The following is a 22,324-nucleotide window of genomic DNA, read 5'->3' as shown; positions in this document are numbered from 1 at the left end:
AATAAATGTTTGCGCTTTCAAAAAAGGTGCTATATAGTGAAAGTGGATACTGAAGAATTCATTTAATGATACTCGTATTTTATAGGGCGAATTCTTTAGATAAGGATTTAGAATGAAAAGTATAGGTGATGAAAAATGATAGCAACGAAGGATATACGTATAGAAAAAGATTTTTTAGGTGAAAAGGAAGTACCGAGTGTAGCTTATTATGGTGTACAAACATTACGTGCCGTAGAAAACTTTCCTATTACAGGATACCGCATTCATCCGTCACTCATTACGGCAATGGCAATTGTAAAAAAAGCGGCAGCGCTTGCGAATATAGATACAGGTTACTTAGCTAAAGATATCGGACAAGAAATTGCAGAAGCGGCACAAGAGATTGTTGATGGAAAGTTCCATGATCAATTTATCGTAGACCCGATTCAAGGCGGAGCAGGGACTTCAATTAATATGAATACTAATGAAGTAATTGCTAATAGAGCGCTAGAACGTATGGGATACGAAAAAGGTGAATATGCGAAAATTAGTCCAAACACTCATGTGAACATGGCCCAATCAACAAATGATGCGTTCCCAACTGGGATTCATATAGCAACTCTTATGATGCTGGAAGAACTTCTTGTTACAATGGAAGAACTTCACTCTGCTTTTCATGATAAAGCAAAAGAATTTGATCACGTTATTAAAATGGGGCGTACGCATTTGCAAGATGCAGTTCCAATTCGCCTTGGACAAGAATTTGAAGCATATAGCAGAGTGCTAGAGCGTGATATAAAAAGAATTAAACAGTCTCGTCAACATTTATACGAAGTTAATATGGGTGCGACAGCTGTCGGTACGGGATTAAATGCAAACCCTACTTATATAGAACAAGTTGTGAAGCATTTACGAACTTTTAGTGGTTTCCCTCTTGTTGGTGCAGAGCACTTAGTTGATGCGACGCAAAACACAGATGCATATACAGAAGTATCTGCAGCACTAAAAGTATGTATGATGAATATGTCTAAAATTGCAAATGACCTTCGTATTATGGCGTCTGGTCCACGTGTTGGGTTGGCGGAAATTCAATTACCAGCTCGTCAACCAGGTTCATCTATTATGCCGGGGAAAGTAAATCCAGTTATGGCAGAAGTAATTAACCAAGTTGCTTTCCAAGTAATTGGAAATGACCATACAATTTGCTTAGCGTCAGAAGCTGGACAATTAGAGTTAAATGTAATGGAGCCGGTATTAGTATTTAATTTAATTCAATCCATCAGTATTATGAATAACGGTTTCCGTGTATTCCGTGAATACTGTATAAAGGGAATTACAGCGAATGAAGAGTTGCTTAAGCAATATGTTGAAAAAAGTGTTGGAGTTATTACAGCAGTGAATCCTCATATTGGTTATGAAGCAGCTTCTCGCATTGCACGTGAAGCAATTGCGACAGGAAAATCTGTTAGGGAGCTATGTTTAGAACATGGTGTACTTACAGCAGAAGAGCTTGATATTATTTTGGATCCATACGAAATGACGCATCCTGAAATTGCTGGTGCTTCTTTATTAAAGACTAAAAAAATGTAATGTAAAAAGCACCGATCCATTTGGATCGGTGCTTTTTTTAGAAGATATTAAATACAGCGTTTAATTGAAGTAAGCTAATAATAGCTAAGAAGATTAAACTATATTTCATTACTATTTTAAATAGAGCAGATTCTTGACCAACTAGTCCAACTGCTGCACAAGCAACTGCTACAGATTGTGGTGAAACCATTTTTGCGATTGTACCACCAACTACGTTTAATGAAACGAGAGTAGATGGTACGATGTTTAACTGATCGGCAGTTACTGCTTGAAGTGGTGCGAATAATGAACCACTTGATACGACTGAACCTGTAATGAATACGCCAATCCATCCTAAGATTGGAGAAAGAACTGGGAATGCATTTCCTGTAGAAGAGAATGCAAGTCCAAGTGTAGATGACATACCAGAGTAGTTTTCTACGTAAGCTAAAGCGATAACGCTACAAATTGTATATACTGGAACTTTTAGTTCTTTTATTGTTTCGATCATTAATTCTTTAATCATTTTGCCGTTTACACGGTAGACGATAAGTGAAACGATGATTGCTAATACAATCGCAGTAGTTGTAGAAGAGAATACATCTAGTTTGAAAATCGCTGCGAAAGGTGTATCAGCCTTTGTAATTGGTGCAGTTTTCATAACCGCATTATGAAGACCAGGGAATTGAATGTTAAATACTAAGTTTGCCAATGGACCATCCGGAGCAAATAAAGCTTTAATTGGTTTTAAATTAAAGATTGTTACAAATGCAGTTAAGAATACGAATGGGGACCAAGCATATAAAATTTGATTGAATGTATGAGATTCTTTTTCTTCTTGTTTTTCTTCTTTAGCAGAAGATTTTGGTTGCCAAACACGTAAGAATAATGTAAGAGCGACCATACTTACGACTGCTGCGAAAATATTAGTAAGTTCAGCGCCTAAGAAGTAAGTCACAAGGAACTGAGTAATTGCGAAAGAAACACCACTTACAAGAATACCTTGCCAAGTTTCTTTAATGCCTTTAAATCCATCTACCATTGAAACAAGTAAGAACGGTAAAACAATGCTAATGAATGGCAAAATGTAAACAGCTTGACGACCGACAGTTAATGCATCTAGCCCAGTTAATTGTGCAGGTACTGTAACTGGAATACCCATAGCACCCATAGCGCCACCAGCGATATTAGCTACTAAGCAAATACCTGCTGCTTTTAATGGATTAAAGCCCATACCTACAAGTAATGCAGCTGTAATAGCAACTGGAACACCGAAACCAGCTGCGCCTTCTAAGAAAGCACCGAAAGAATAAGCGATTAATAATACTTGTAAACGCTGATCATTTGTAATACTTGAAATGCTATCACGAATGACATTGAATTGTTCTGTTTTAACAGTTAATTTGTAAAGGAAGATAGCTGCGATAACGATAGTACAAATTGGATAAAATCCAGATAAAACACCGAATCCGGCAGATGCTACAGCTACAGTTGCGGGCATTTTATAAACAAATATAGCAAGAATAATAGCGACGATCACACTATAAAGCCCAGCCATGTAACCTTTCATTTTGAATCCCACTAAACAAATAATGAAGCAAAAAATTGGGAGTGCTGCGATTAGTGCAGATAACCAAATATTGTTTAATGGGTCATAAATTTGTGTCCAAGTACTCATAATAATGACAACTCCTATCTATTATATGTGAAGAAATTCACATTATTTGTGAAACTATTCACAATCAACTTACATGCTTAGTATATTCTCCTTCAACACTATTGTCAACGTGAAAAAGTATAATTATTCCATAATAGTATTAAAAGTAACATTTTGTTCATAAAGTAGACAAAAAGCGTAATCAAATTGATTTGATTACGCTTTTATAAATTATTTACATATTCTTTCATTTTTTCATATGTCATTTGTCCTACATGCTTATATTGAATGACACCGTTTGAATCGATGACAAAAGATGTTGGAATACTGATAATTTGATATGCGGCACTTGCCTGTCCTTTCTGATCTAATAGGACGGGAAAGGTATATTTGTTTTCTTCAAGAAATTGTTTTACATTGTTCGGGTCTTTTTCAGTAGCTGTCGCATTTACAGCGACAATTTCAATCCCCATATCTTTAGTATCGTGATAAAACTTCTCCATATCAGGCATTTCTATTTTGCATGGACCACACCAGCTTGCCCAAAAATTCAATATTACTTTTTTTCCTTTATAGTCTGTAAGACGAACTTCTTGACCAGTGGTTGTTTCTAGAAGGAAATTGCGGGCAACATTGCCAACTTCAGTTCCAATGGGGGTGTTTGATTTTGAAGCTATATCTTCTTTGTTGTCTAATAGGAAGTGATCGATAATAGTCCAGCCAACCGCAATGCTAATTAACGCAATAATAAACCATTTTTTAATATTACATCATCCTCCTTACTTAAATTTCCTTTTTATCGTAACAAAGTGGTTAAATATGGTCAAATTACTTTACGATAGGTTATCAATTATGGACGATATTTTACAATATCATTACTGTACATTTCAGTAAGGTGAAAATATAACAAAAAGCCTGATAAAACAACGTTTGTAAGCAAAGTATTGCTAGCCCTTTGTTTTGCTTTTTTATTGTATCATATAGTATAATATTCAAAATCAGGTGGGATTTTTTCTTGAACTGTGTGCTGATAAAAGTCGGAAAATTTTCTCAGCATTATAGGTTGATAAAGTTATGTCGTAACAGGAAATATAAGAACAGATATATAAATAAATAAAAAGAAAATAAAAAATGAAAATGAGGGGAATTTTATGAACCAAAACCAATTTGACTGTCGTATTTCAGAAGAAGACGTACAGATGTTAAGAGCATTAGCTCATCCACTTCGTCTACGTTTAGTAATGGAACTGATGCAGCGTGGAACATGTAATGTAACACAATTACAAGAGGTATTAGAAATTCCGCAATCAACTGTTTCGCAGCATTTAACGAAATTAAAACAAAATAAAGTAGTACGCTTTGAGAGACGCGGGTTAGAAGTGTACTATCAAATTCATAACGATAAAGTAAGTGAAGTAGTAAAAACATTATTTTCTTAATTTTTGAATATTACGGAAAGAAGACGTGTGAAATATACGTCTTTTTTTATTTGGAAAGGATCTAATAATAGGAAGATTTGAGAGCGTATATATTAGCGCGTTAGAAAGAAACAAACTATCGGTTGAAGTACTAAATTGACGGAATATATTCTGAAGGGATATGAAAAGATAGAAAGGAGTGTTGTAAGCCAAAGGAGGAATAATATAATGGATGTAAAACGTGTGAAACAGATATTATCTTCTTCAAGTAGAATTGATGTTACATACGAGGGAGTCCCCGTATGGATTGAGAGCTGTGATGAGCAGAAGGGTAGTGCTCAAGTGTATGACGTATCCAACCCAGGAGAGAGCGTTCACGTGGATGTGACGGCTTTAGAAGAGATGTAATAGAAAAGACGCTTCTAATTGTAGAAGCGTCTTTTTTATTCACTATTCCATCATATGTGCAATTTTCTTAGAGAACATAAGAAGTACTAATCCTAGCACGATTACGATAACACCGATGCTTGCGAATACTTCTAAATATCCTAAAGATTGAGTGAAAGCAGCTAATTGTCCTGCTAATAAGTTTGCAAAGCCAGTACCAGCTAACCATACACCCATTAATAAAGATGCTAATTTAAGAGGTGCGATTGCACTTACCATAGATAATCCGATTGGTGATAAGAATAATTCACCGATTGTGTGGAACATGTAAGTGAATACAATGAATAGTAAGTTTGCTTTCATTGTAATGTTACCTTCATCGCTACCAGTTTTTAGAACAGCTAAAGTTAAAACTAAGTACCCGATTCCTAGTAAAATCATACCAAAAGCCATTTTTGTAGGGATTTTTAAATCACCATTTTTTGTTTTTGAAAGTTTAATCCATAATGCAGAAACTGGTAATGCTAGTAAGATAATGAATAGTGGGTTTACAGATTGGAACCAAGGTGTTGGAATTGTAAATCCACCAATTGTACGATCCACGAACTTATCTGTGTAAAGTGTTAAAGAACTACCAGCTTGTTCAAATCCTGCCCAGAAGAATACAACGAAACAAGTTAAAATTAAAATTGCAGTTGTACGCTTTTTCTCTTGTGTTGTTAAAGGTTTTTTCTCAATAGGTTTTGCATTTTGTTCTTTAGATTTTTTACCGACAACAGTTGTTCCGATAGACCCTAAGTAACGAGGTGCTAAGAAATTAAAGGCAATCTGTCCAATAATCATACCGATACAAGCTGTTAAGAAACCGTATCTATAATCTGTGAAGTAACCACAAATGAATGGAGCGATAAGAGCTCCTAAGTTAATTCCCATGTAGAAGATAGTGAAGGCACTATCACGACGAGAATCGTTGTCGCTATATAATTGACCTAGTAAAGTCGAGATATTTGGTTTGAAGAATCCGTTACCGATAACTAATAATCCTAATCCTAAAAATAGTCCAGTTTTCGTGTTCATTGAAAATAGTACGAAGTTACCAATCGCCATAATGATACCGCCGATGGTAATGGCATGTCGTTTCGTAATGAAATGGTCAGTTAACCAGCCACCAATAATCGGTGTGAAATATACAAGCATTGTGAAAATACCGTAAATTTGAACTGCAACTGCTTTATCAAATCCTAAACCGCCACTTACTAAGCTCGTTGTTAAATAAAGAACTAATAAGCCACGCATTCCGTAATAACTAAATCTTTCCCATGCTTCTGTAAAGAACAACAAATATAATCCTGGTGGATGTTTTTTTGGTGATTGTTGCTCTCCAGCTTTGTCTAATTTTAAAGCTGCATCCATGTTTGTTTCCCCCTAATCCTGTATAACGGATATTTATGTAATTATTTTAATTCACAAAATATTTAGAAGTCAATAGAATTATATGGAAATAGCAAGAAAATTTCTGAAAAAATCTATTTTTCTTCAACCGTTATTGTATTTTTCCCTGAAAACAAGATAATAAGCGTTTTCAAATGTAGTAATTGAATTCTAAAAGAAAGTAAAATAGTGATAAATCAGAAAATTTAGATTAGAATATTTATTCTGATATAGAGAAAATAAACTATATTTACTTTTATAATATAACATATCGGTAATAAAAATACAAAATGAAATAATGTGACACTTCAGTGAAATGAAAAAACCAGCTCCATAAAAGAGGGAGCTGGTTAGAATAAAATTATTTAACAAAGCGTTTTTCAATATCATCTAGTAGTAAGTTAGCGGCCATTACACCACCAGCTGTATTCCAAATAACGTCGTCAACTTTGTATGCTTTTCCGCTCTTTACTACATTTAAGTTTTTAAAGAGAGGATCGTTTATATATTCTTTTTCTAGTTCAGAACCTTTTTTCTCATTGCCTTTATCGAATGTGAAGTAGAATAATACATCGCCATCCATTGCCGAAATACGCTCTTTAGATACGTTACGTTCGGCGAAATCATCTTTGTTTTGATCTCCAGGACGTTTAAATCCAAGTTCTTTTAAAATAACACCAGAGAATGTATCGCCATGATAAATACGAACATCACCAGGCATAAAACGTACCATAGAAATTTCTTGATTTACTTTATCGCCAAGTTGGCCTTTCAAATCTTTCATACGTTTTTCGTAATCAGCTAAAACCTTTTGACCTTCTTTTTCTTTATTTAAAGCCTTTGCATAAAATGTGAAGTTATCTTTCCATTCACCGCGTAATGTTTCAGAGAACACAGTAGGTGCGATTGCTTTTAGTTGCTCGTACACTTTTTCGTGGCGCATTTTGTTACCGATAATTAAGTCAGGTGTTAAAGAAGCAATTGTTTCAACGTTAACTTGTCCTTCATCACCAACAACTTTTACATCTTTCATTTTGTCTTTAATATGTGGATACCACGGATCACCAGTCCAAGATTTTACAGCACCAACTGGTTTTACCCCTAACTCAAGTAAAGCTTCAGTTCCTTCATTTGTTAAAATAACTACACGTTTTGGATTAGCAGGAACTTCTGTTTTACCCATTGCATGTTCAACCTTAATCATTTCTTTTTTCGTATCTTCTTTTGTTTCCTCTTTAGTATTTGATTTTCCACAAGCACTTAAAAGTAATGAAAAGGCTAGTAAAAATACAAATACTGTAAACGAGTTCTTTCGCATAAATTTCATTATGTACCCCCTACATACTGAGAAGTTTTTTCAATAGCAAGCATGATAGTAATACTTCATGGTCCATTTGTCAATGAAAATAATTCTCATTATCATTGACAATGAGAATTAAGTTGAAATACACTTACAACGTATCATTATACATTGAAGGGGAAACGCTGCATGTTATTAAAAACAAATCAAGCAAAATGGATTGGATTATTTGTTGGAATCATTGCAGTCGTTATTTGTATTTGGGGAAGTATTATTTTCGGGTATACAAATACGAGTTGGAAATTAGCGATAGATGCTTTTTTTCATTTTAATGGTTCCAATGAACATATTATTATTCAAAATGTGCGTCTACCAAGGGCATTAATTGCAGCTAGTGTTGGTGCTAGTTTAGCCATTGCGGGTTGTTTAATGCAAACTTTAACAAAGAATCCGCTTGCTTCTCCAGATTTTATTGGATTAAATTCAGGCGCTGCGTTCTTTATAGTTGTAGCAATTGTACTTTTTTCCGTTACGTCTTTATCGGCTTTCACTTGGATTGCCTTTTTAGGAGCGGCAGTTGCAGCAGTACTTGTATTCGCCTCTAGTTCTTTAGGAAAAGAAGGGACAACACCTCTTAAGTTAACGTTAGCAGGTGTTGCAATCAGTGCGTTATTTTCATCATTAACACAAGGGTTACTTGTTTTAAATGAAAAAGCATTTGAAGAAGTGTTATTTTGGCTTGCCGGATCTGTGCAAGGAAGAAAGTTAGAAATTTTACAATCTGTATTCCCATATTTATTAATAGGCTGGATCGCATCTCTTATGATGGCAGGGAAAGTAAACACATTAATGATGGGGGAAGACGTTGCAAAAGGACTTGGACAACGAACAATTTTAATGAAATCATTCGTACTACTTATTATTGTATTGCTGTCTGGTGGTTCAGTTGCGGTCGCTGGTCCAATTGGATTTATTGGTATTGTTACTCCGTATTTTGCCAGATTCCTTGTTGGAGTAGATCACAGGTGGAGAGTACCGTATAGCGGCTTGTTAGGTGCAATACTATTACTCTTAGCTGATATAGCAGCTAGATATGTCATTATGCCACAAGAAGTACCAGTAGGGGTTATGACAGCATTTATCGGGGCCCCATTCTTTATTTATATTGCACGTAAGAGAGGGCTTAGCAAATGAAGAAGTATATTCCGTTTCGTATAGGAAAAGGTGGGCTCTCGTTTTTAATGTATAAACGAGCTGTTCTAGTCTTGTTTAGTTTACTAGTTGTTTTAATAGGATTATTTTTTGCGAGTGCAGGTATGGGAGATATGAAAATTGCTCCTTATGATGTATGGCAAGCGATTACGGGAAATGGCGATGCGATGTCAAATATGGTTGTAAATAAATTTCGTATGCCGCGTATTTTAATTGCCATCCTTGTAGGAATCGCACTTGCTGTAGCGGGCTGTATTTTACAAGGGCTCGTTCGAAATCCACTGGCTTCTCCTGATATCATTGGGATTACGGGCGGGGCAAGTGTTGCAGTTGTACTATTTTTAGCTATATTTAGTGATAAAAATAATGCGCTAACAGTAAGCATTCATTATATGCCATTAGCAGCTTTTGCTGGTGCAACGATTGTAGCGTTGTTTGTATATTTATTTGCATGGAGAAATGACGGGTTATCACCGATTAGTCTTGTTTTAATTGGTGTTGGATTTTGGGCATTAACGAAAGCAGCAACAACTTTATTTATGTTGTTAGCACCAATTTATCAAGCAAGTCAAGCGAATGTATGGATCACAGGTACTGTTTACGGTTCTTCATGGCAAAATGTTATGGTACTTGCGCCGTGGGTTCTCATTTTAACGACAATATCATTTATCGCTGCGAGACATTTAAATGCACAAGAGCTAGGGGATGATATAGCAGTGGGACTTGGTGTTCCTTTAACGAAGTCGCGTGTATTTATGTTGTTACTTAGTACAGCTTTAATTGGCGGGGCAGTTGCCTTTGCAGGAGGAATTGGATTTGTTGGTTTAATGGCACCTCATATTTCGCGAAGATTAGTTGGCTCTTTCTACGGTGCATTGCTCCCAGTTGCGGCGATTATCGGTGCAATTCTAGTACTCGCTGCAGATTTAATTGGGCGTACAGTTTTCACACCACTTGAAATTCCAGCAGGGGTATTTACATCAGCAATTGGTGCACCTTATTTTATTTATTTACTTTATAAAAGTCGGAATTCATAAAGGGAGATTAATATGCAAAAAGCATTGGAGACGAAACGCTTGACGCTGTCGTATGGTGAAACGATTATTATTGATGAGCTGAATTTAGAAATTCCAAAAGGGAAAATTACAATCTTCATCGGTTCTAACGGTTGTGGGAAATCAACTTTATTACGTTCACTAGCTAGATTATTAAAGCCAACAACCGGTGACATTTTGTTAGATAATCAAGCAATTCAAAGTATGCAAACGAAGCAAATTGCTCGCCAAATGGCAATTTTACCGCAAGGGCCACAAGCTCCAGAAGGACTTACAGTATTGCAACTTGTAAAGCAAGGACGTTATCCATATCAAACATGGCTGAAGCAATGGTCCGAAAAAGATGAGGAAATGGTACAAAAAGCGCTTGCTGCAACGGGTATGACAGAATTTGCTGAGCGTGATGTTCATGCCCTTTCAGGCGGACAACGTCAACGTGCTTGGATTGCAATGACCCTTGCACAAGATACAGATATTATTTTGCTTGATGAGCCGACTACATATTTAGATATGACGCACCAAATTGAAGTGTTAGATTTATTATTCGAATTAAATGAAACAGAGCAAAGAACGATTGTTATGGTATTGCACGATTTAAATTTGGCATGTCGTTATGCAGACAATATTGTAGCTATTCAAGATAAACAAATATATGCGCAAGGTAAACCAGAAGAAGTTATTGACCAGAAGTTAGTTCGGGATGTATTCCGTATGGAGTGTCAAATAAGCGCTGATCCGTTATTCGGGACACCGCTCTGTATCCCACATGGAAGAGGAAGACGTGTACTTAAAGAGGCTGTTCAAGCGATGAGATAACGAAAAAAGACGATGAGGATTCATCGTCTTTTTTACCCCGCTATTTGAGGACAGTAAGATCCCCATCTCAAAATTCAGCGAAAGCAAAGAAGCTGGTTGGGGGATCAACTGCCTGTAAAAGCCCGATTGGTGAGGGCTAATAATCAGTGGGGGATGAACATCCCCCACTGATTAAAGTTTCACTTTATTTTCGGCAAGAAAATAATAGAAAAAGGGGAATACGTAAACGTCGTTCATATTCTTCTTCATCTTGAAAACAGTTTCGATTTGGTGTAGCTTCGTTTAAGTTTGTAATCGTAAATCCGGCTTGTTGTAATAATGTAAAATATTCTTCCGTAGTCCGGTGATATTTAATAACTTCTTGATCAATCCATGGCTCAACTCGTTTTCCTGTTTTGAAATAATCATCGACGAGCCAACTAGTTCTTTTACCACTCGTTTGCAAGCTTTCAAATGAAGAGGTAATAACGGGATGTTGAACGCTAAAGGTGAAGGTTCCGTTTGTTTTTAAAGTTTGAAACACATTTTGAAAAATGATATCAAGGTGTTCAATATAATGTAAGGCAAGTCTAGATGTTACTAAATCAAAAGTAGAAGGAGGGTATGTGTAGTCTTTGAGGTTTAAAAAATGAACGGTGCCATTTTTATTTTCTAGTTGTTTTTTAGCTTTTTCATACATAAGCTCGGAGCCTTCAATACCAGTGTAAGAGTGGCATCCATGTTCTAATAATTCTTCGCCGAATTTAGCATCACCACAACCTAAATCGAGGATTTGTTTTCCTGTTACATTGCCAATGAGCTGAAAGAATGCTGGTTTTTCAAGGGATTCGTTTGGACTATTTTCTCGATATCTTCGCTGCATATATTGCTCTAAAAATGATTCGTTATTATATACATCAGATTCAGTAAATGCCATTTTAAAAGCCCCTAAATATTTTTTTAATTCTATCAAATATGAAAAGTAAATGATAGATTTCTCGTAATGAATCATATATAATCTAAAATTGTAAGCGGTTTCTCTAAGCTATTTTTCTATAATAAATTCTGAAAACGTGTTAAGCTAGTAGAGGGATTATTAGAACTATTAAGATAATAATCCGCTTACATGAACGATGGGAGGCTTCACGATGTCTAGTAAAACACTTGCAAACTTTTTAGAAGAAAATTTAGAGGATTTAAAATCAAAGGGGCTTTATAACGTAATTGATCCGCTTGAAAGTCCAAATGGACCGATTATTACAATTGGCGGAAAAGAATATATTAACTTATCTTCAAACAACTATCTTGGATTAGCGACTGATAATCGCTTACAAGAAGCAGCAATTGGTGCAATTCATAAGTACGGCGTTGGAGCAGGAGCTGTTCGTACAATTAACGGTACTTTAGATTTGCATATTAAATTAGAAGAAACAATTGCAAAGTTTAAACATACAGAAGCAGCAATTGCTTATCAATCAGGATTTAACTGTAATATGGCAGCGATTTCAGCTGTTATGGATAAAAATGATGCGATTCTTTCAGATGAATTAAACCATGCATCTATTATTGATGGTAGTCGTCTATCAAGAGCGAAAATCATCGTTTATAAGCATTCTGATATGGAAGATTTACGCAAAAAAGCAATCGAGGCAAAAGAATCAGGTCTTTATAATAAATTAATGGTTATTACAGACGGTGTTTTCTCAATGGATGGAGATATTGCAAAATTACCAGAGATTGTTGAAATTGCAGAAGAGCTGGATTTAATGACATATGTAGATGATGCACACGGTTCAGGTGTACTTGGCAAAGGTGCAGGCACTGTAAAACATTTCGGTCTTTCTGATAAAGTTGATTTCCAAATCGGTACATTATCAAAAGCAATTGGGGTAATTGGTGGATATGTAGCTGGGAAACAAAACTTAATCGATTGGTTAAAAGTGCGTTCACGTCCATTCTTATTCTCAACAGCTTTAACACCAGCTGATGCAGCTGCTTGTATGAGATCAATTGAAATTCTAATGGAAAGCACAGAGTTACACGATCGTTTATGGGAAAATGGTCGCTATTTAAAACAAGGGTTAAAAGAACTTGGCTTTAACATTGGAGAAAGTGAGACACCAATTACGCCTTGTATTATTGGTGATGAAGTATTAACACAAGAATTTAGTAAACGTCTAAATGAAGAAGGCGTATACGCAAAATCTATCGTATTCCCAACTGTAGCAAAAGGAATGGGACGCGTTCGTAATATGCCTACAGCAGCTCATACGAAAGAACTGTTAGATGAAGCAATTCGTAAGTATGAAAAAGTAGGGAAAGAAATGGGTATCATTTAAGTAACGACATCTTTTGAATAGCTTGCAAATGAGGAGTGGGGAAAATGAAAAAAATTCTAGTAACCGGTTCTTTAGGGCAAATTGGTTCTGAACTAGTAATGAAACTTCGTGATGTATACGGCGCATCGAACGTTATTGCAACTGATATTCGTGAAACAGATAGTGAAGTAGTAACGTCTGGTCCATTTGAAACGTTAGATGTAACAGATGGACAAAAATTACATGATATTGCAAAGCGTAATGAAGTAGATACAATTATTCATTTAGCGGCTTTACTTTCAGCAACTGCAGAAAAAAATCCATTATTTGCTTGGAATTTAAATATGGGCGGACTTGTAAATGCATTAGAAGCAGCACGTGAATTAAACTGTAAGTTTTTCACGCCAAGTTCTATCGGTGCATTTGGTCCATCAACGCCAAAAGATAATACACCACAAGATACAATTCAGCGTCCTACTACGATGTATGGGGTAAACAAAGTAGCAGGAGAATTATTATGTGATTATTATCATCAAAAGTTTGGCGTTGATACGCGCGGTGTACGTTTCCCAGGCTTAATTTCTTACGTAGCTCCTCCAGGAGGCGGAACAACTGACTATGCAGTTGAAATTTATTATGAGGCGATTAAAAAAGGTACATACACCTCATACATTGCAGAAGGAACATACATGGACATGATGTATATGCCAGATGCTTTACAAGCAATCATCTCATTAATGGAAGCTGATCCAAATAAACTAGTTCATAGAAATGCGTTTAACATTACAGCAATGAGCTTTGAACCAGAGAAAATTGCAGCATCAATCCGTAAACACATTCCGAACTTTACAATGGATTACGCAGTAGATCCAGCTCGTCAAACAATCGCTGATAGCTGGCCGAACTCTATTGATGCAACAGCAGCAATGAAAGAGTGGGGCTTTAAGGCAGAATATGATTTAGACAGAATGACAACTGATATGCTGGCTAAGTTAAAAAAAAAGCTCGCATCTGAGTTAGTAATGAATTAATAGGAAGAGCCGATTCTTAGGAATTGGCTCTTAATTATTTTAGGAAGGGAGAAAAGCAACATGCAAAGAGTTGATGTCGTATATGCACTAATACACGATAGCGAAAAAGATAAAATATTAATGGTACATAATATAGAACAAAACGTTTGGTCATTGCCAGGCGGGGCTGTTGAAAAAGGAGAAACGTTAGAGCAAGCACTAGTAAGAGAAGTGAAAGAAGAGACAGGTTTAACTGCTACAGCAGGTGGGCTTGTTGCAATAAATGAGAAGTTTTTTGAAGAGAAAGGACATCATGCATTATTTTTTACATTCCGAGCAAATGTAGTAACAGGTGAACTTCGTGCAGAAGATGAAGGAGAAATTTCCGCAATCGAGTGGGTAGATAGAAAAATCGCGAATGAGCGATTCCCATACTATGATGGAGGGTTCGAATTATTATTAGAAGTTTCCATTCCATACAAGTTTCAACCAGAAACAAAGTGAGTGAACGAAAAAACAGGAGCCACAAGGCTCCTGTTTTCTATTCAATCGTCTTCAGTAATAGTTTCTTCAACAATGGTTTAATCTTCAGGCGTAAATCTTCAGCATGATTTGCAACTAAGAAGTGATGGTTATAAATGTTCTTCATTAATTGATAAGTTGCTTCTTTCGCTTCGCCTTCTTCGATGAAGATTCCGATTACTTCCATACCACTTTTACGAGCAAGTTTGACAGCTTCATGCGTATCTAAAATACCGTCTTGTTGATAGTCTAGCGCAGAAGGCTCACCGTCTGTAAAGACAAGTAAGAATTTATGTTTTTCTGGTCTTTTCGCAAGCTTTTCGGAAACGATACGAATAATATACCCGTCGCGGTTATCTTCTTCTTCGCGAAGTTGCATAATTTCTGGACCGACGTTTGGTAACGTTGAGTTTTTATACGTAACAACTTCATGGATAACGTTCGGTTTATCTTCAGGCTTAGCACTAGAAGCATCTTCCCAAAATCCACTAATAGCGTGCGGAATTTTTAAAGATTTTAAAGCTTCATGGAATAGGACCACACTCTTCTTCGTTTCTTCCATTTTGTTATACATAGAACCAGAGCAGTCCACTAATAGTTGGAATGCAACGTCGAGCTCTTGTGATTCTTGTCCTTTTTTATAAAACATACGCGGCTGCTTTTCAGTATAAATACGAAGGAATTTCTTACGAAGCCTTCCGTAATATTTATCACTGTTTGCATTCGTTTTGTTTTCAATTGTTTTTTCGATAATTTTCTTTAATTCTTTTACATCTTTATTAACGACTGATTTGATAGCTTGGTAATCTTTTTTCTCATCAGTATTCGATTTGCGAGCTTCTTTAAATGTATGAGAAGCTCCCACATTATACTTGCCGTATGCACCGTCGTTTTGGCTAGAAGTATGAGACGCTCTTGCTTCCTCTGTATCAGCACCATCAAAGTTAGATTGTGTACTTTTTTGGGAAGTACCTTGTACAGAACCAAGTGCTTGGTCACCATCTTCTGATTCACGAGCAGTATCACCCATCATATTTGTTTTTGTTCCGCTTTCTAAATCAAAGCGTAAAAAGTTCTCGTTTTCATTGTTTTTATTTTCACGGTGCCATGTCGAGAAGCTTTCATCCATTTTGTTTTTGTTATCATCGTCATCTAGGAGCTGCGTATCATCATTTGCTAATTTTTCAGCGCGACTGTCTTTCTCATCTGTAATAACAGATAAATAAAGCGGTGCATGTCCGAAATAATTATTAAGCATATCACTTTCAAGAAGTCCTTCTAAACGATAGCGAATTTTCTCAACAATATACATAATATCTTCCGTATTACGAGCTTGGAATGTTTCATGCAAAATTGATTCAATTTGCTCGAAATATTCATTATTAAACATTTCATATTTATCACTCGTTAATGAAAGATAGCATAGACAAAATAGACGATCACCGTGATAATTACGAACACGATTTATTTCATTTTGTGAGCCAAAGTAATTGCGATACATTTCTTTTCGGCGTTTAAAAATATGCTTTGTGCCAGGACGTAAATTTTTGACGATTTCCTCAACACGTAAATCTTCTAATAGAACAAATAATTGTGTTAAAAACTTTTTTAGAGGCGATTCTTGTAACTCAATCGCATAAGAACGAATTAAAGTCATGTCCGAGTAATGTTTATTACCAAGTGCCTTTAAGAACACTTCGCTTTTTAATCCGATTACTGTATCCTCTTCTTTTCGATCATCCCAAAAGTGACTAATGACAACCTTTTTTTCAATTTCGTCGTAGTATGCTTTATAGCCATACTCAAGATAGGCATCGTCTTCTTTTAGAAGAGCATACATTAAGTTTTCCATTTGTAGAAACAGCGACGCATCAATTTTTTTGTCACTAAAAATTTGTCTCATGAATTATCCCTCAAAGAAATAACTTTCTGCTAATTCACGGACAGTCATTTGTTCTGTTTCATCGTTTAATTTTGCGATAATACTACGTTCAATTGCACGCATAACAGGAATATATACACCTAAATCACATGCATCGATAATGCCACGAATACTAGCGGCTTCTTCACTTACGCGCCCATCACGAGCTAAAGGCATAAGATCGCTTGCGAATGCAACGAACTTTTCAATTGTTGCAACATCATTTAATTTTGATTCAGATAGTAATAGCTCTTTTAATGTATCACCTTGAATGTAAGGAACTTCAATAATAACGAAACGGTTTTTTAACGCTTCGTTTAGTTCACTTGTCCCAACATAACCTTCGTTAATCGCAGCAATTACGCGATATTCGTCATCACCGTATACAACTTCTTGTGTAAATGGGTTTGTAATCATTTTACGGTAATCTAATGCGCCGTGAAGAAGTGGTAACGTTTCAGGTTTTGCCATATTGATTTCATCAATATATAAGAAATGACCGTTCTTCATTGCTTTCATAAGAGGACCGTTAACGAACGTAACTTCAGATGCTCCGTCTTTCGTTTGTAATGTGTTGTATCCTAAAATACCTTCCACATCTAAATCGACAGAACAGTTAATGCTATGCATTGGTTTTTGGAATAAAGAAGAAAGAGTTTCTGCTAGTACGGTTTTACCACTACCAGTTGGCCCTTTTAATAGAATGTTTTTACCAAGTAAAAGTGCTGTAATGGCATCTTCAATAATGCTGTTATCAGATGCTTTATATATTTTCTTGCCAATTAAATGTGCATTTTCACCAGCTTCTTGTTTATTCTTTTCATGAATTGTAGAAAGCTGCTGTTTTAAATCAGAATGTATATGAAATTGTTCTAACATGTATTTCCCACCTAACATTATTTTCATAAAGTAATACATCTTATGATAACTTGTTTTAATATGGTATGCAAAGAAAAGGAGAAGGGGGAAATATAAAAGAAAAAGCAATCAATATCACATTGATTGCTTATAGTAAAGGAGAAATGAGTCGCATAAAGGACTCTAATATTCTTTTTTTGATACTTCTTTTTTGGAACGAGTTCCATTTAATTTCATTGGAGTGTTTAAAGTCTTCTTCAAAATCATGTTTAATATCATGAACGGTTTCTGATTCATATAGTACGCTAATAATTTCATAATTCAATTCAAAGCTACGTACATCCATATTTGCTGTTCCAATTGTTGCGATTGTATCATCAACGAGTACAATTTTTGCATGCATAAATCCATCTTTATAACTGTAAATAGAAGCACCAGCTTTTAAAAGTGGAGTGAAATAGGATTGAGATGCTTGATCGCTAATAATACTATCACTCTTACCAGGATATAAAATACGTACATCTATGCCAGATATTGCACTTAGGCGTAATAATGTTAAAGTTTCTTGATCCGGAATAAAGTATGGTGTAGCGATCCAAATAGATTTTTTGGCTGAGCCCATAATAGCTAGTAATGTATTACGAATACTTTTATCATCTGAGCTTGGTCCACTTGCTACAATTTGCACCGCACCTTCTGCATCCGGAATTTCTTTTCCTGGGAAGTATTGTCTATTCATAAATTGATCCCAAGAATAAGTATTCAATCCACTAGACGCATAAAGCCAATCTTCTAGAAAGATGGCTTGTAATTTATACAATGCTTTTCCTTCTATTTTTAAATGACTATCACGCCAAACAGGGAATTTTTTTGAGCGACCAAGATATTCATCACCGACGTTGAGCCCTCCGGTAAAACCAATTTCTCCATCTACAATGACGATTTTACGGTGATTACGATAATTAACTGTCTCGAGTAACCAAGCTGAAAAAATAGGGTCAAATTCGACAATTTCAATTCCAACTTTTTTCATAGGTTGTAAAAATCGTCGTCTTAACGTATTACTTCCGAGTCCATCATAAAGGAAGCGTACAATAACACCATCTTTTGCTTTTTGTATTAAAGCATCGCGTACTTTTTTACCAATCTCATCAGATTTATAAATATAGTATTGAATATGTATGTGATGTTTTGCATTCTCGATTGCGTTCAAAATTTCTGAAAAGGTTTGATCACCGTTTGTTAAAAGTTTTGTTGTCGTTCTATCCGCGGCAGGCCCGCCTCCGAATTTTTGTACGACTTCTGTTAAATGTATAGAACGTTCATGTAATGGGACTGTGAGTGATAATTCTAGTCGTCTTCCTTCTAATATTTCGCGGAATAATTTTCTTTGTTCTTCTGAACGATGAAGATGTTTTTTTCTTCTCCAACGGCTACGCCCGAAAATAGAGTATAAAAGTACACCTACAACAGGAAGAAGTGCTAATACTAAAAACCACGCTAAGGTGCTTTGGGGTGATCTATTTTCGATAAAAATAACGAATGAAATTCCTACGATTGTGATGGACCATAGAGCACCAACAAACGTATATAACGAAATAACCGATGTATTTAATAGGAAAAGAACGATAGATACGATTGTAAATATTAATAATAATTGAACGATAGGTTTCTTCATTTCTATATAATTCCTCTAATCTTTCTTAAATATAGACTTCTTAAATAGAAGATATAATCTGACATCCTTATTATAAAGTGTTTTGTTTTTTTTACAAAATATAGACATTTGTCCTATACTTTCCGCATTTGTCCTACATACAGTATATTGTTACGTTGTTATCCCGCTATTTGCTGGTTAATGATCAGTGTAGGAGGGACAAAACCCTTGCCTCTTATATAGGAAAGGGAATGAGGTTTCTTTCCTGGATTTGTAGCAGGTGCATTATGAAGCCCAGGATATGGTTATCCATATTACGCGAATTCTTCTTATTAAGGTGAGGAAATGGAAAGGAGAGGGAAATAATGAATTATATAGAAAATAACGGATTGTATTATCGTCATAATCATGGAGGGCACCATCATAATGGCGGACATAATCACCATGGTGGGCACAATCATTATGATCATCATCATCACGGTGGTGGATGGGGCTGGGGTGGCGGCTCGTGGGGCGGAGGATTTTTCCCAGGAAGTTTTGCTGGAGGCATGTTAGGTGGGCTTACAGCTGGCGCATTAACGGGTGCAGCAGGTGGAGGCTACTATCCAGCACCGTACCCAGTAACATATCCAGCACCATATCCAATGCCATACCCGGGTTATCAGCAAATACCATATCAGTATTAAACTAAAAAAGAGGATATCCTCTTTTTTAGTTTAATATTTTATTTATAAAATATTTCCAAAAACAAGGTGAAAATATGTTAATATTTTGTTATTATAATTCAATATGTTAAATGCAAATTTTGGCTTTATCCCGCTATTTGTGGGTAGTAAAACCCCCACTGATTAAAGTTTCACTTTATATTAGTATTCGTGAATCGTTGCATTTTGTATATTAATCTCTATTTCATTATGTATCGGCAGTTAGATTTACATCTTAACATTTAATGAAATAAAAGAGGTTAGGTGTGAGGTCGTATTAGTAGGGAGCAGAGGCTAATAGTGATGAAATTGTCACTTTACAAATTCAAAGAATGTAAGAGAATACTGTATAATAAGCTTAGATAAGTAGAGAGATGAGAAGCTTCTACTATAATTAAAACAGCACCATATTGCTTTTTTTTATAAATAATATTATGTTATTTTAATCGGCCTATTTAGAAAAAAATTGTGATTTATCCCGCATTAACGGGCAGTAAGACTCCCACCTCAAAATTCGGTGAATGTGAGGAAGTTAGGTGGGAGATAAAAGCCCAATTGGTGAAGGCTAATAATCAGTGGGGGATGAACACCCCCCCCCACTGATTAAAGTTTCATTTTATGTAAAGGCGTATTGTTAGAAAATGAAATATCTCTATTTCTATGAAGAGAAACGAGTTGTGTTTTAGTCAGATAGGAAGCAAGGAGAGGTGCGCATGCTAGAACAAAGAGGTCATGCATTATATGACTCTTCATTGCAAGATTTAAAATTAGCATTAGATGAGTCTTCAATTGTTGCTATTACAGACCGAAATGGTCTTATTACATATGTGAATGATAAATTTTGTAAAATCTCAAAATATAAAAGAGAAGAGTTAATAGGAAAAGATCACCGTATTTTAAATTCCGGATATCATCCGAAAGCATTTTTTCAAATCCTATGGAAGCGTATTTTGAGTGGAAAAGTTTGGACGGGGGAAATTCGAAATCAAGCAAAAGATGGTTCGTATTATTGGGTTAAAACAACAATTGTTCCATTTTTAAATGAAAAGGGAGAACCTTATCAATTTATTGCAATTCGAAATGATATAAGTAGTAGGAAAGAAGCAGAACAAAGATTACGATTAAGCGAAAGTCGTTATAGGGAACTTGCTTATCATGATGCGTTAACAAGTTTACCGAACCGTTTACAGTTAATTACGACTGTAAATAAGATGATTGCAGAGAAAATAGAGTTTGGCATGATTTACTTTGATTTAGATCGTTTTAAATTAGTGAATGATACGTTAGGTCATATGATAGGAGATTTACTTTTAAGCGAAGTTGCTTCACGGTTGCATTATGTGCTAGGAGAGAAAGATGTTCTAGCTAGGCTTGGTGGCGACGAATTTGTACTGTTAACAAAAACTCATACACATGATGAGATGAGGCAGTTAGCGACATCCGTGTTGTCATGCTTTCAAGCGCCATTTATGCTTGAAGGTCATGAAGTATATATTTCAGCTAGTCTAGGACTTTGTTCCTATCCGCAAGATGGAAAAGACGTTGAAACGTTATTAAAAAATTCGGATTTAGCCATGTATAGTGCGAAAGAGCAAGGAAGAAATGTGGCGTGCTTCTTTACAGATGAATTACGTGCGAAAATAAACCGTAGAATGAAAATAGAATTTGCTTTGCAAAAAGCGATTCGTGACGAAGAATTAAAAGTGGCATTACAACCCATTATTGATTTGAAAACAAAGAAATGTACTGGTATTGAGGCTTTAGTACGCTGTAAGACAGAAGAAGGTCCTATTTCGCCAAGTGAATTTATCCCTGTAGCTGAAGAGTGTGGACTTATTATAAAACTAGGAGACTGGGTACTAGAAAAGTCATGTCGACTGTTTAAAACTTTACCAGATTATCAAGAGGGACTGAAGTTATCTGTTAATTTATCAATACAACAATTGATGCAAAAGCGATTTATTTTATCTGTTCGTAGTATATTGAAGCGAACAGGGTTTCCGCCAAATCGTTTAATATTAGAAATAACAGAAAGTATAGCTGTACGTCATTTTGATTATATTATTGCTACATTACAAGAATTAAGAAGTATGGGAATTTTAATCGCTTTAGACGATTTCGGAACAGGGTATTCCTCATTATATTATTTAAAACAACTACCACTTGATATTGTGAAAATTGATCGTAATTTTATTCGTGAGTTTCATTATGATCATGCACAACCAGAGCGAACGATTGTAAAATCGGTTATTGAAATCGCCCATAGTTTAAATTTATTAGTGGTTGCTGAAGGGGTAGAAACGGTAGAACAAGAAAGTTTATTAAAATCAATGAGTTGCGACTTTGTACAAGGTTTTTATTATGCGAAACCGTTAGATATAGGGGAACTAAAAGAAAAATTATTAACTGATTTTTAATAAAAAAAGAGAAGCGAAATAATCTGTACCCTTTGTAAAGGACATTTTGAAAAAAGTTAGGCAACATCAAGAAGATGATTTCTGTATCCAACAGGAGTCATCTTTTTTAAATTC

The 22,324-nt window shown here is 35.5% G+C and carries 19 protein-coding genes; 11 read left to right on the top strand and 8 right to left on the bottom strand.

Annotation, left to right across the window (positions count from 1 at the left end; all coding sequences use genetic code 11):
- The first annotated feature begins 135 nt into the window (after positions 1 to 135).
- Positions 136 to 1,569 carry an aspartate ammonia-lyase gene (aspA, locus tag ABH960_RS22920; RefSeq protein ID WP_002029742.1) on the top strand — a complete coding sequence of 478 codons (1,434 nt, stop codon included), beginning with the start codon at positions 136 to 138 and terminating at the stop codon, positions 1,567 to 1,569.
- Between the two features lie 37 nt (positions 1,570 to 1,606).
- On the opposite strand, the gene ABH960_RS22915 is transcribed toward aspA, so the two are convergent.
- Positions 1,607 to 3,226, bottom strand: a complete 1,620-nt coding sequence (locus ABH960_RS22915; RefSeq protein WP_113937886.1) for a lactate permease LctP family transporter — start codon at positions 3,224 to 3,226, stop codon at positions 1,607 to 1,609.
- 203 nt (positions 3,227 to 3,429) lie between these two features.
- Positions 3,430 to 3,858 carry a TlpA disulfide reductase family protein gene (locus ABH960_RS22910; protein WP_404448682.1) on the bottom strand — a complete coding sequence of 143 codons (429 nt, stop codon included), beginning with the start codon at positions 3,856 to 3,858 and terminating at the stop codon, positions 3,430 to 3,432.
- Positions 3,859 to 4,356: 498 nt separating this feature from the next.
- On the opposite strand from ABH960_RS22910, the gene ABH960_RS22905 reads away from it, so the two are divergent.
- Positions 4,357 to 4,644: an ArsR/SmtB family transcription factor gene (locus ABH960_RS22905; protein ID WP_001075217.1), complete on the top strand. Its 288-nt coding sequence runs from the start codon at positions 4,357 to 4,359 to the stop codon at positions 4,642 to 4,644.
- Between the two features lie 207 nt (positions 4,645 to 4,851).
- Entirely contained in the window at positions 4,852 to 5,031 is a 180-nt protein-coding gene (locus ABH960_RS22900; RefSeq protein WP_002010492.1) for an acid-soluble spore protein H, read from the top strand.
- A 42-nt stretch (positions 5,032 to 5,073) separates the two neighbouring features.
- Here ABH960_RS22900 and ABH960_RS22895 read toward each other — a convergent pair whose 3' ends face one another.
- Together ABH960_RS22895 and ABH960_RS22890 are read right to left on the bottom strand one after the other, a co-directional pair.
- The gene (locus tag ABH960_RS22895) at positions 5,074 to 6,423 is read right to left on the bottom strand and encodes a peptide MFS transporter (protein WP_061674012.1); all 1,350 of its coding nucleotides are present in this window, start codon (positions 6,421 to 6,423) and stop codon (positions 5,074 to 5,076) included.
- A 379-nt stretch (positions 6,424 to 6,802) separates the two neighbouring features.
- Complete coding sequence (locus ABH960_RS22890; protein WP_404448605.1) at positions 6,803 to 7,768, bottom strand: ABC transporter substrate-binding protein; 966 nt, start codon at positions 7,766 to 7,768, stop codon at positions 6,803 to 6,805.
- Between the two features lie 162 nt (positions 7,769 to 7,930).
- Here ABH960_RS22890 and ABH960_RS22885 point away from each other — a divergent pair, with 162 nt between their 5' ends.
- Genes ABH960_RS22885 through ABH960_RS22875 form a run of 3 tightly spaced genes read left to right on the top strand, consistent with a single transcriptional unit; the run spans position 7,931 to position 10,824 of the window.
- Positions 7,931 to 8,935, top strand: a complete 1,005-nt coding sequence (locus tag ABH960_RS22885; protein WP_404448603.1) for a FecCD family ABC transporter permease — start codon at positions 7,931 to 7,933, stop codon at positions 8,933 to 8,935.
- A complete protein-coding gene (locus ABH960_RS22880; protein ID WP_113937889.1) occupies positions 8,932 to 9,990 on the top strand; it encodes a FecCD family ABC transporter permease in 1,059 nt (352 codons plus the stop codon). Before ABH960_RS22885 ends, ABH960_RS22880 begins: the two co-directional genes overlap by 4 nt.
- 12 nt (positions 9,991 to 10,002) lie before the next feature.
- Complete coding sequence (locus tag ABH960_RS22875; protein ID WP_002134356.1) at positions 10,003 to 10,824, top strand: ABC transporter ATP-binding protein; 822 nt, start codon at positions 10,003 to 10,005, stop codon at positions 10,822 to 10,824.
- Positions 10,825 to 11,008: 184 nt separating this feature from the next.
- On the opposite strand, the gene ABH960_RS22870 is transcribed toward ABH960_RS22875, so the two are convergent.
- On the bottom strand, positions 11,009 to 11,740 hold the full coding sequence (locus tag ABH960_RS22870; protein ID WP_113937890.1) for a class I SAM-dependent methyltransferase: 732 nt from the start codon (positions 11,738 to 11,740) through the stop codon (positions 11,009 to 11,011).
- A 211-nt stretch (positions 11,741 to 11,951) separates the two neighbouring features.
- On the opposite strand from ABH960_RS22870, the gene ABH960_RS22865 reads away from it, so the two are divergent.
- The 3 genes from ABH960_RS22865 to ABH960_RS22855 are packed head-to-tail and all read left to right on the top strand — an operon-like array spanning position 11,952 to position 14,635.
- The gene (locus ABH960_RS22865) at positions 11,952 to 13,142 is read left to right on the top strand and encodes a glycine C-acetyltransferase (RefSeq protein WP_113937891.1); all 1,191 of its coding nucleotides are present in this window, start codon (positions 11,952 to 11,954) and stop codon (positions 13,140 to 13,142) included.
- 44 nt (positions 13,143 to 13,186) lie between these two features.
- Positions 13,187 to 14,152 carry an L-threonine 3-dehydrogenase gene (locus tag ABH960_RS22860; RefSeq protein ID WP_113937892.1) on the top strand — a complete coding sequence of 322 codons (966 nt, stop codon included), beginning with the start codon at positions 13,187 to 13,189 and terminating at the stop codon, positions 14,150 to 14,152.
- 60 nt (positions 14,153 to 14,212) lie between these two features.
- Positions 14,213 to 14,635 carry an NUDIX hydrolase gene (locus tag ABH960_RS22855; RefSeq protein WP_113937893.1) on the top strand — a complete coding sequence of 141 codons (423 nt, stop codon included), beginning with the start codon at positions 14,213 to 14,215 and terminating at the stop codon, positions 14,633 to 14,635.
- 37 nt (positions 14,636 to 14,672) lie between these two features.
- Here the strand turns inward: ABH960_RS22855 and ABH960_RS22850 are convergent, their stop codons facing one another.
- The 3 genes from ABH960_RS22850 to ABH960_RS22840 all read right to left on the bottom strand — a co-directional run bounded on the left by ABH960_RS22850 (position 14,673) and on the right by ABH960_RS22840 (position 19,110).
- Complete coding sequence (locus ABH960_RS22850) at positions 14,673 to 16,556, bottom strand: vWA domain-containing protein (RefSeq protein ID WP_404448599.1); 1,884 nt, start codon at positions 16,554 to 16,556, stop codon at positions 14,673 to 14,675.
- A 3-nt stretch (positions 16,557 to 16,559) separates the two neighbouring features.
- Positions 16,560 to 17,453: an ATP-binding protein gene (locus tag ABH960_RS22845; protein ID WP_000892986.1), complete on the bottom strand. Its 894-nt coding sequence runs from the start codon at positions 17,451 to 17,453 to the stop codon at positions 16,560 to 16,562.
- 127 nt (positions 17,454 to 17,580) lie between these two features.
- Positions 17,581 to 19,110 carry a cardiolipin synthase gene (locus ABH960_RS22840; protein WP_113937895.1) on the bottom strand — a complete coding sequence of 510 codons (1,530 nt, stop codon included), beginning with the start codon at positions 19,108 to 19,110 and terminating at the stop codon, positions 17,581 to 17,583.
- Positions 19,111 to 19,454: 344 nt separating this feature from the next.
- On the opposite strand from ABH960_RS22840, the gene ABH960_RS22835 reads away from it, so the two are divergent.
- Together ABH960_RS22835 and ABH960_RS22830 are read left to right on the top strand one after the other, a co-directional pair.
- On the top strand, positions 19,455 to 19,775 hold the full coding sequence (locus ABH960_RS22835; RefSeq protein ID WP_215552970.1) for a cobalt transporter: 321 nt from the start codon (positions 19,455 to 19,457) through the stop codon (positions 19,773 to 19,775).
- Positions 19,776 to 20,506: 731 nt separating this feature from the next.
- The gene (locus ABH960_RS22830) at positions 20,507 to 22,210 is read left to right on the top strand and encodes a putative bifunctional diguanylate cyclase/phosphodiesterase (protein WP_113937896.1); all 1,704 of its coding nucleotides are present in this window, start codon (positions 20,507 to 20,509) and stop codon (positions 22,208 to 22,210) included.
- Positions 22,211 to 22,324: the final 114 nt, after the last annotated feature.

Origin of the sequence: Bacillus sp. RC252 (assembly GCF_044909215.1) — a bacterium.
Classification (GTDB): Bacteria; Bacillota; Bacilli; order Bacillales; family Bacillaceae_G; genus Bacillus_A; species Bacillus_A mycoides.
The sequence above is the reverse complement of the archived record's forward strand: the minus strand, read 5'-3'. Positions and strand labels throughout refer to the sequence as shown.

Excerpts from the sequence above, each read along its gene's own strand:
- ABH960_RS22885 (WP_404448603.1), top strand. The coding sequence starts at position 7,931 with ATGTTATTAAAAACAAATCAAGCAAAATGGATTGGATTATTTGTTGGA.
- ABH960_RS22865 (WP_113937891.1), top strand. The coding sequence starts at position 11,952 with ATGTCTAGTAAAACACTTGCAAACTTTTTAGAAGAAAATTTAGAGGAT.
- aspA (WP_002029742.1), top strand. The coding sequence starts at position 136 with ATGATAGCAACGAAGGATATACGTATAGAAAAAGATTTTTTAGGTGAA.
- ABH960_RS22855 (WP_113937893.1), top strand. The coding sequence starts at position 14,213 with ATGCAAAGAGTTGATGTCGTATATGCACTAATACACGATAGCGAAAAA.
- ABH960_RS22890 (WP_404448605.1), bottom strand. The coding sequence starts at position 7,768 with ATGAAATTTATGCGAAAGAACTCGTTTACAGTATTTGTATTTTTACTA.
- ABH960_RS22875 (WP_002134356.1), top strand. The coding sequence starts at position 10,003 with ATGCAAAAAGCATTGGAGACGAAACGCTTGACGCTGTCGTATGGTGAA.
- ABH960_RS22860 (WP_113937892.1), top strand. The coding sequence starts at position 13,187 with ATGAAAAAAATTCTAGTAACCGGTTCTTTAGGGCAAATTGGTTCTGAA.
- ABH960_RS22845 (WP_000892986.1), bottom strand. The coding sequence starts at position 17,453 with ATGTTAGAACAATTTCATATACATTCTGATTTAAAACAGCAGCTTTCT.
- ABH960_RS22880 (WP_113937889.1), top strand. The coding sequence starts at position 8,932 with ATGAAGAAGTATATTCCGTTTCGTATAGGAAAAGGTGGGCTCTCGTTT.
- ABH960_RS22840 (WP_113937895.1), bottom strand. The coding sequence starts at position 19,110 with ATGAAGAAACCTATCGTTCAATTATTATTAATATTTACAATCGTATCT.
- ABH960_RS22905 (WP_001075217.1), top strand. The coding sequence starts at position 4,357 with ATGAACCAAAACCAATTTGACTGTCGTATTTCAGAAGAAGACGTACAG.
- ABH960_RS22915 (WP_113937886.1), bottom strand. The coding sequence starts at position 3,226 with ATGAGTACTTGGACACAAATTTATGACCCATTAAACAATATTTGGTTA.
- ABH960_RS22835 (WP_215552970.1), top strand. The coding sequence starts at position 19,455 with ATGAATTATATAGAAAATAACGGATTGTATTATCGTCATAATCATGGA.
- ABH960_RS22900 (WP_002010492.1), top strand. The coding sequence starts at position 4,852 with ATGGATGTAAAACGTGTGAAACAGATATTATCTTCTTCAAGTAGAATT.
- ABH960_RS22895 (WP_061674012.1), bottom strand. The coding sequence starts at position 6,423 with ATGGATGCAGCTTTAAAATTAGACAAAGCTGGAGAGCAACAATCACCA.
- ABH960_RS22850 (WP_404448599.1), bottom strand. The coding sequence starts at position 16,556 with ATGAGACAAATTTTTAGTGACAAAAAAATTGATGCGTCGCTGTTTCTA.
- ABH960_RS22870 (WP_113937890.1), bottom strand. The coding sequence starts at position 11,740 with ATGGCATTTACTGAATCTGATGTATATAATAACGAATCATTTTTAGAG.
- ABH960_RS22830 (WP_113937896.1), top strand. The coding sequence starts at position 20,507 with ATGCTAGAACAAAGAGGTCATGCATTATATGACTCTTCATTGCAAGAT.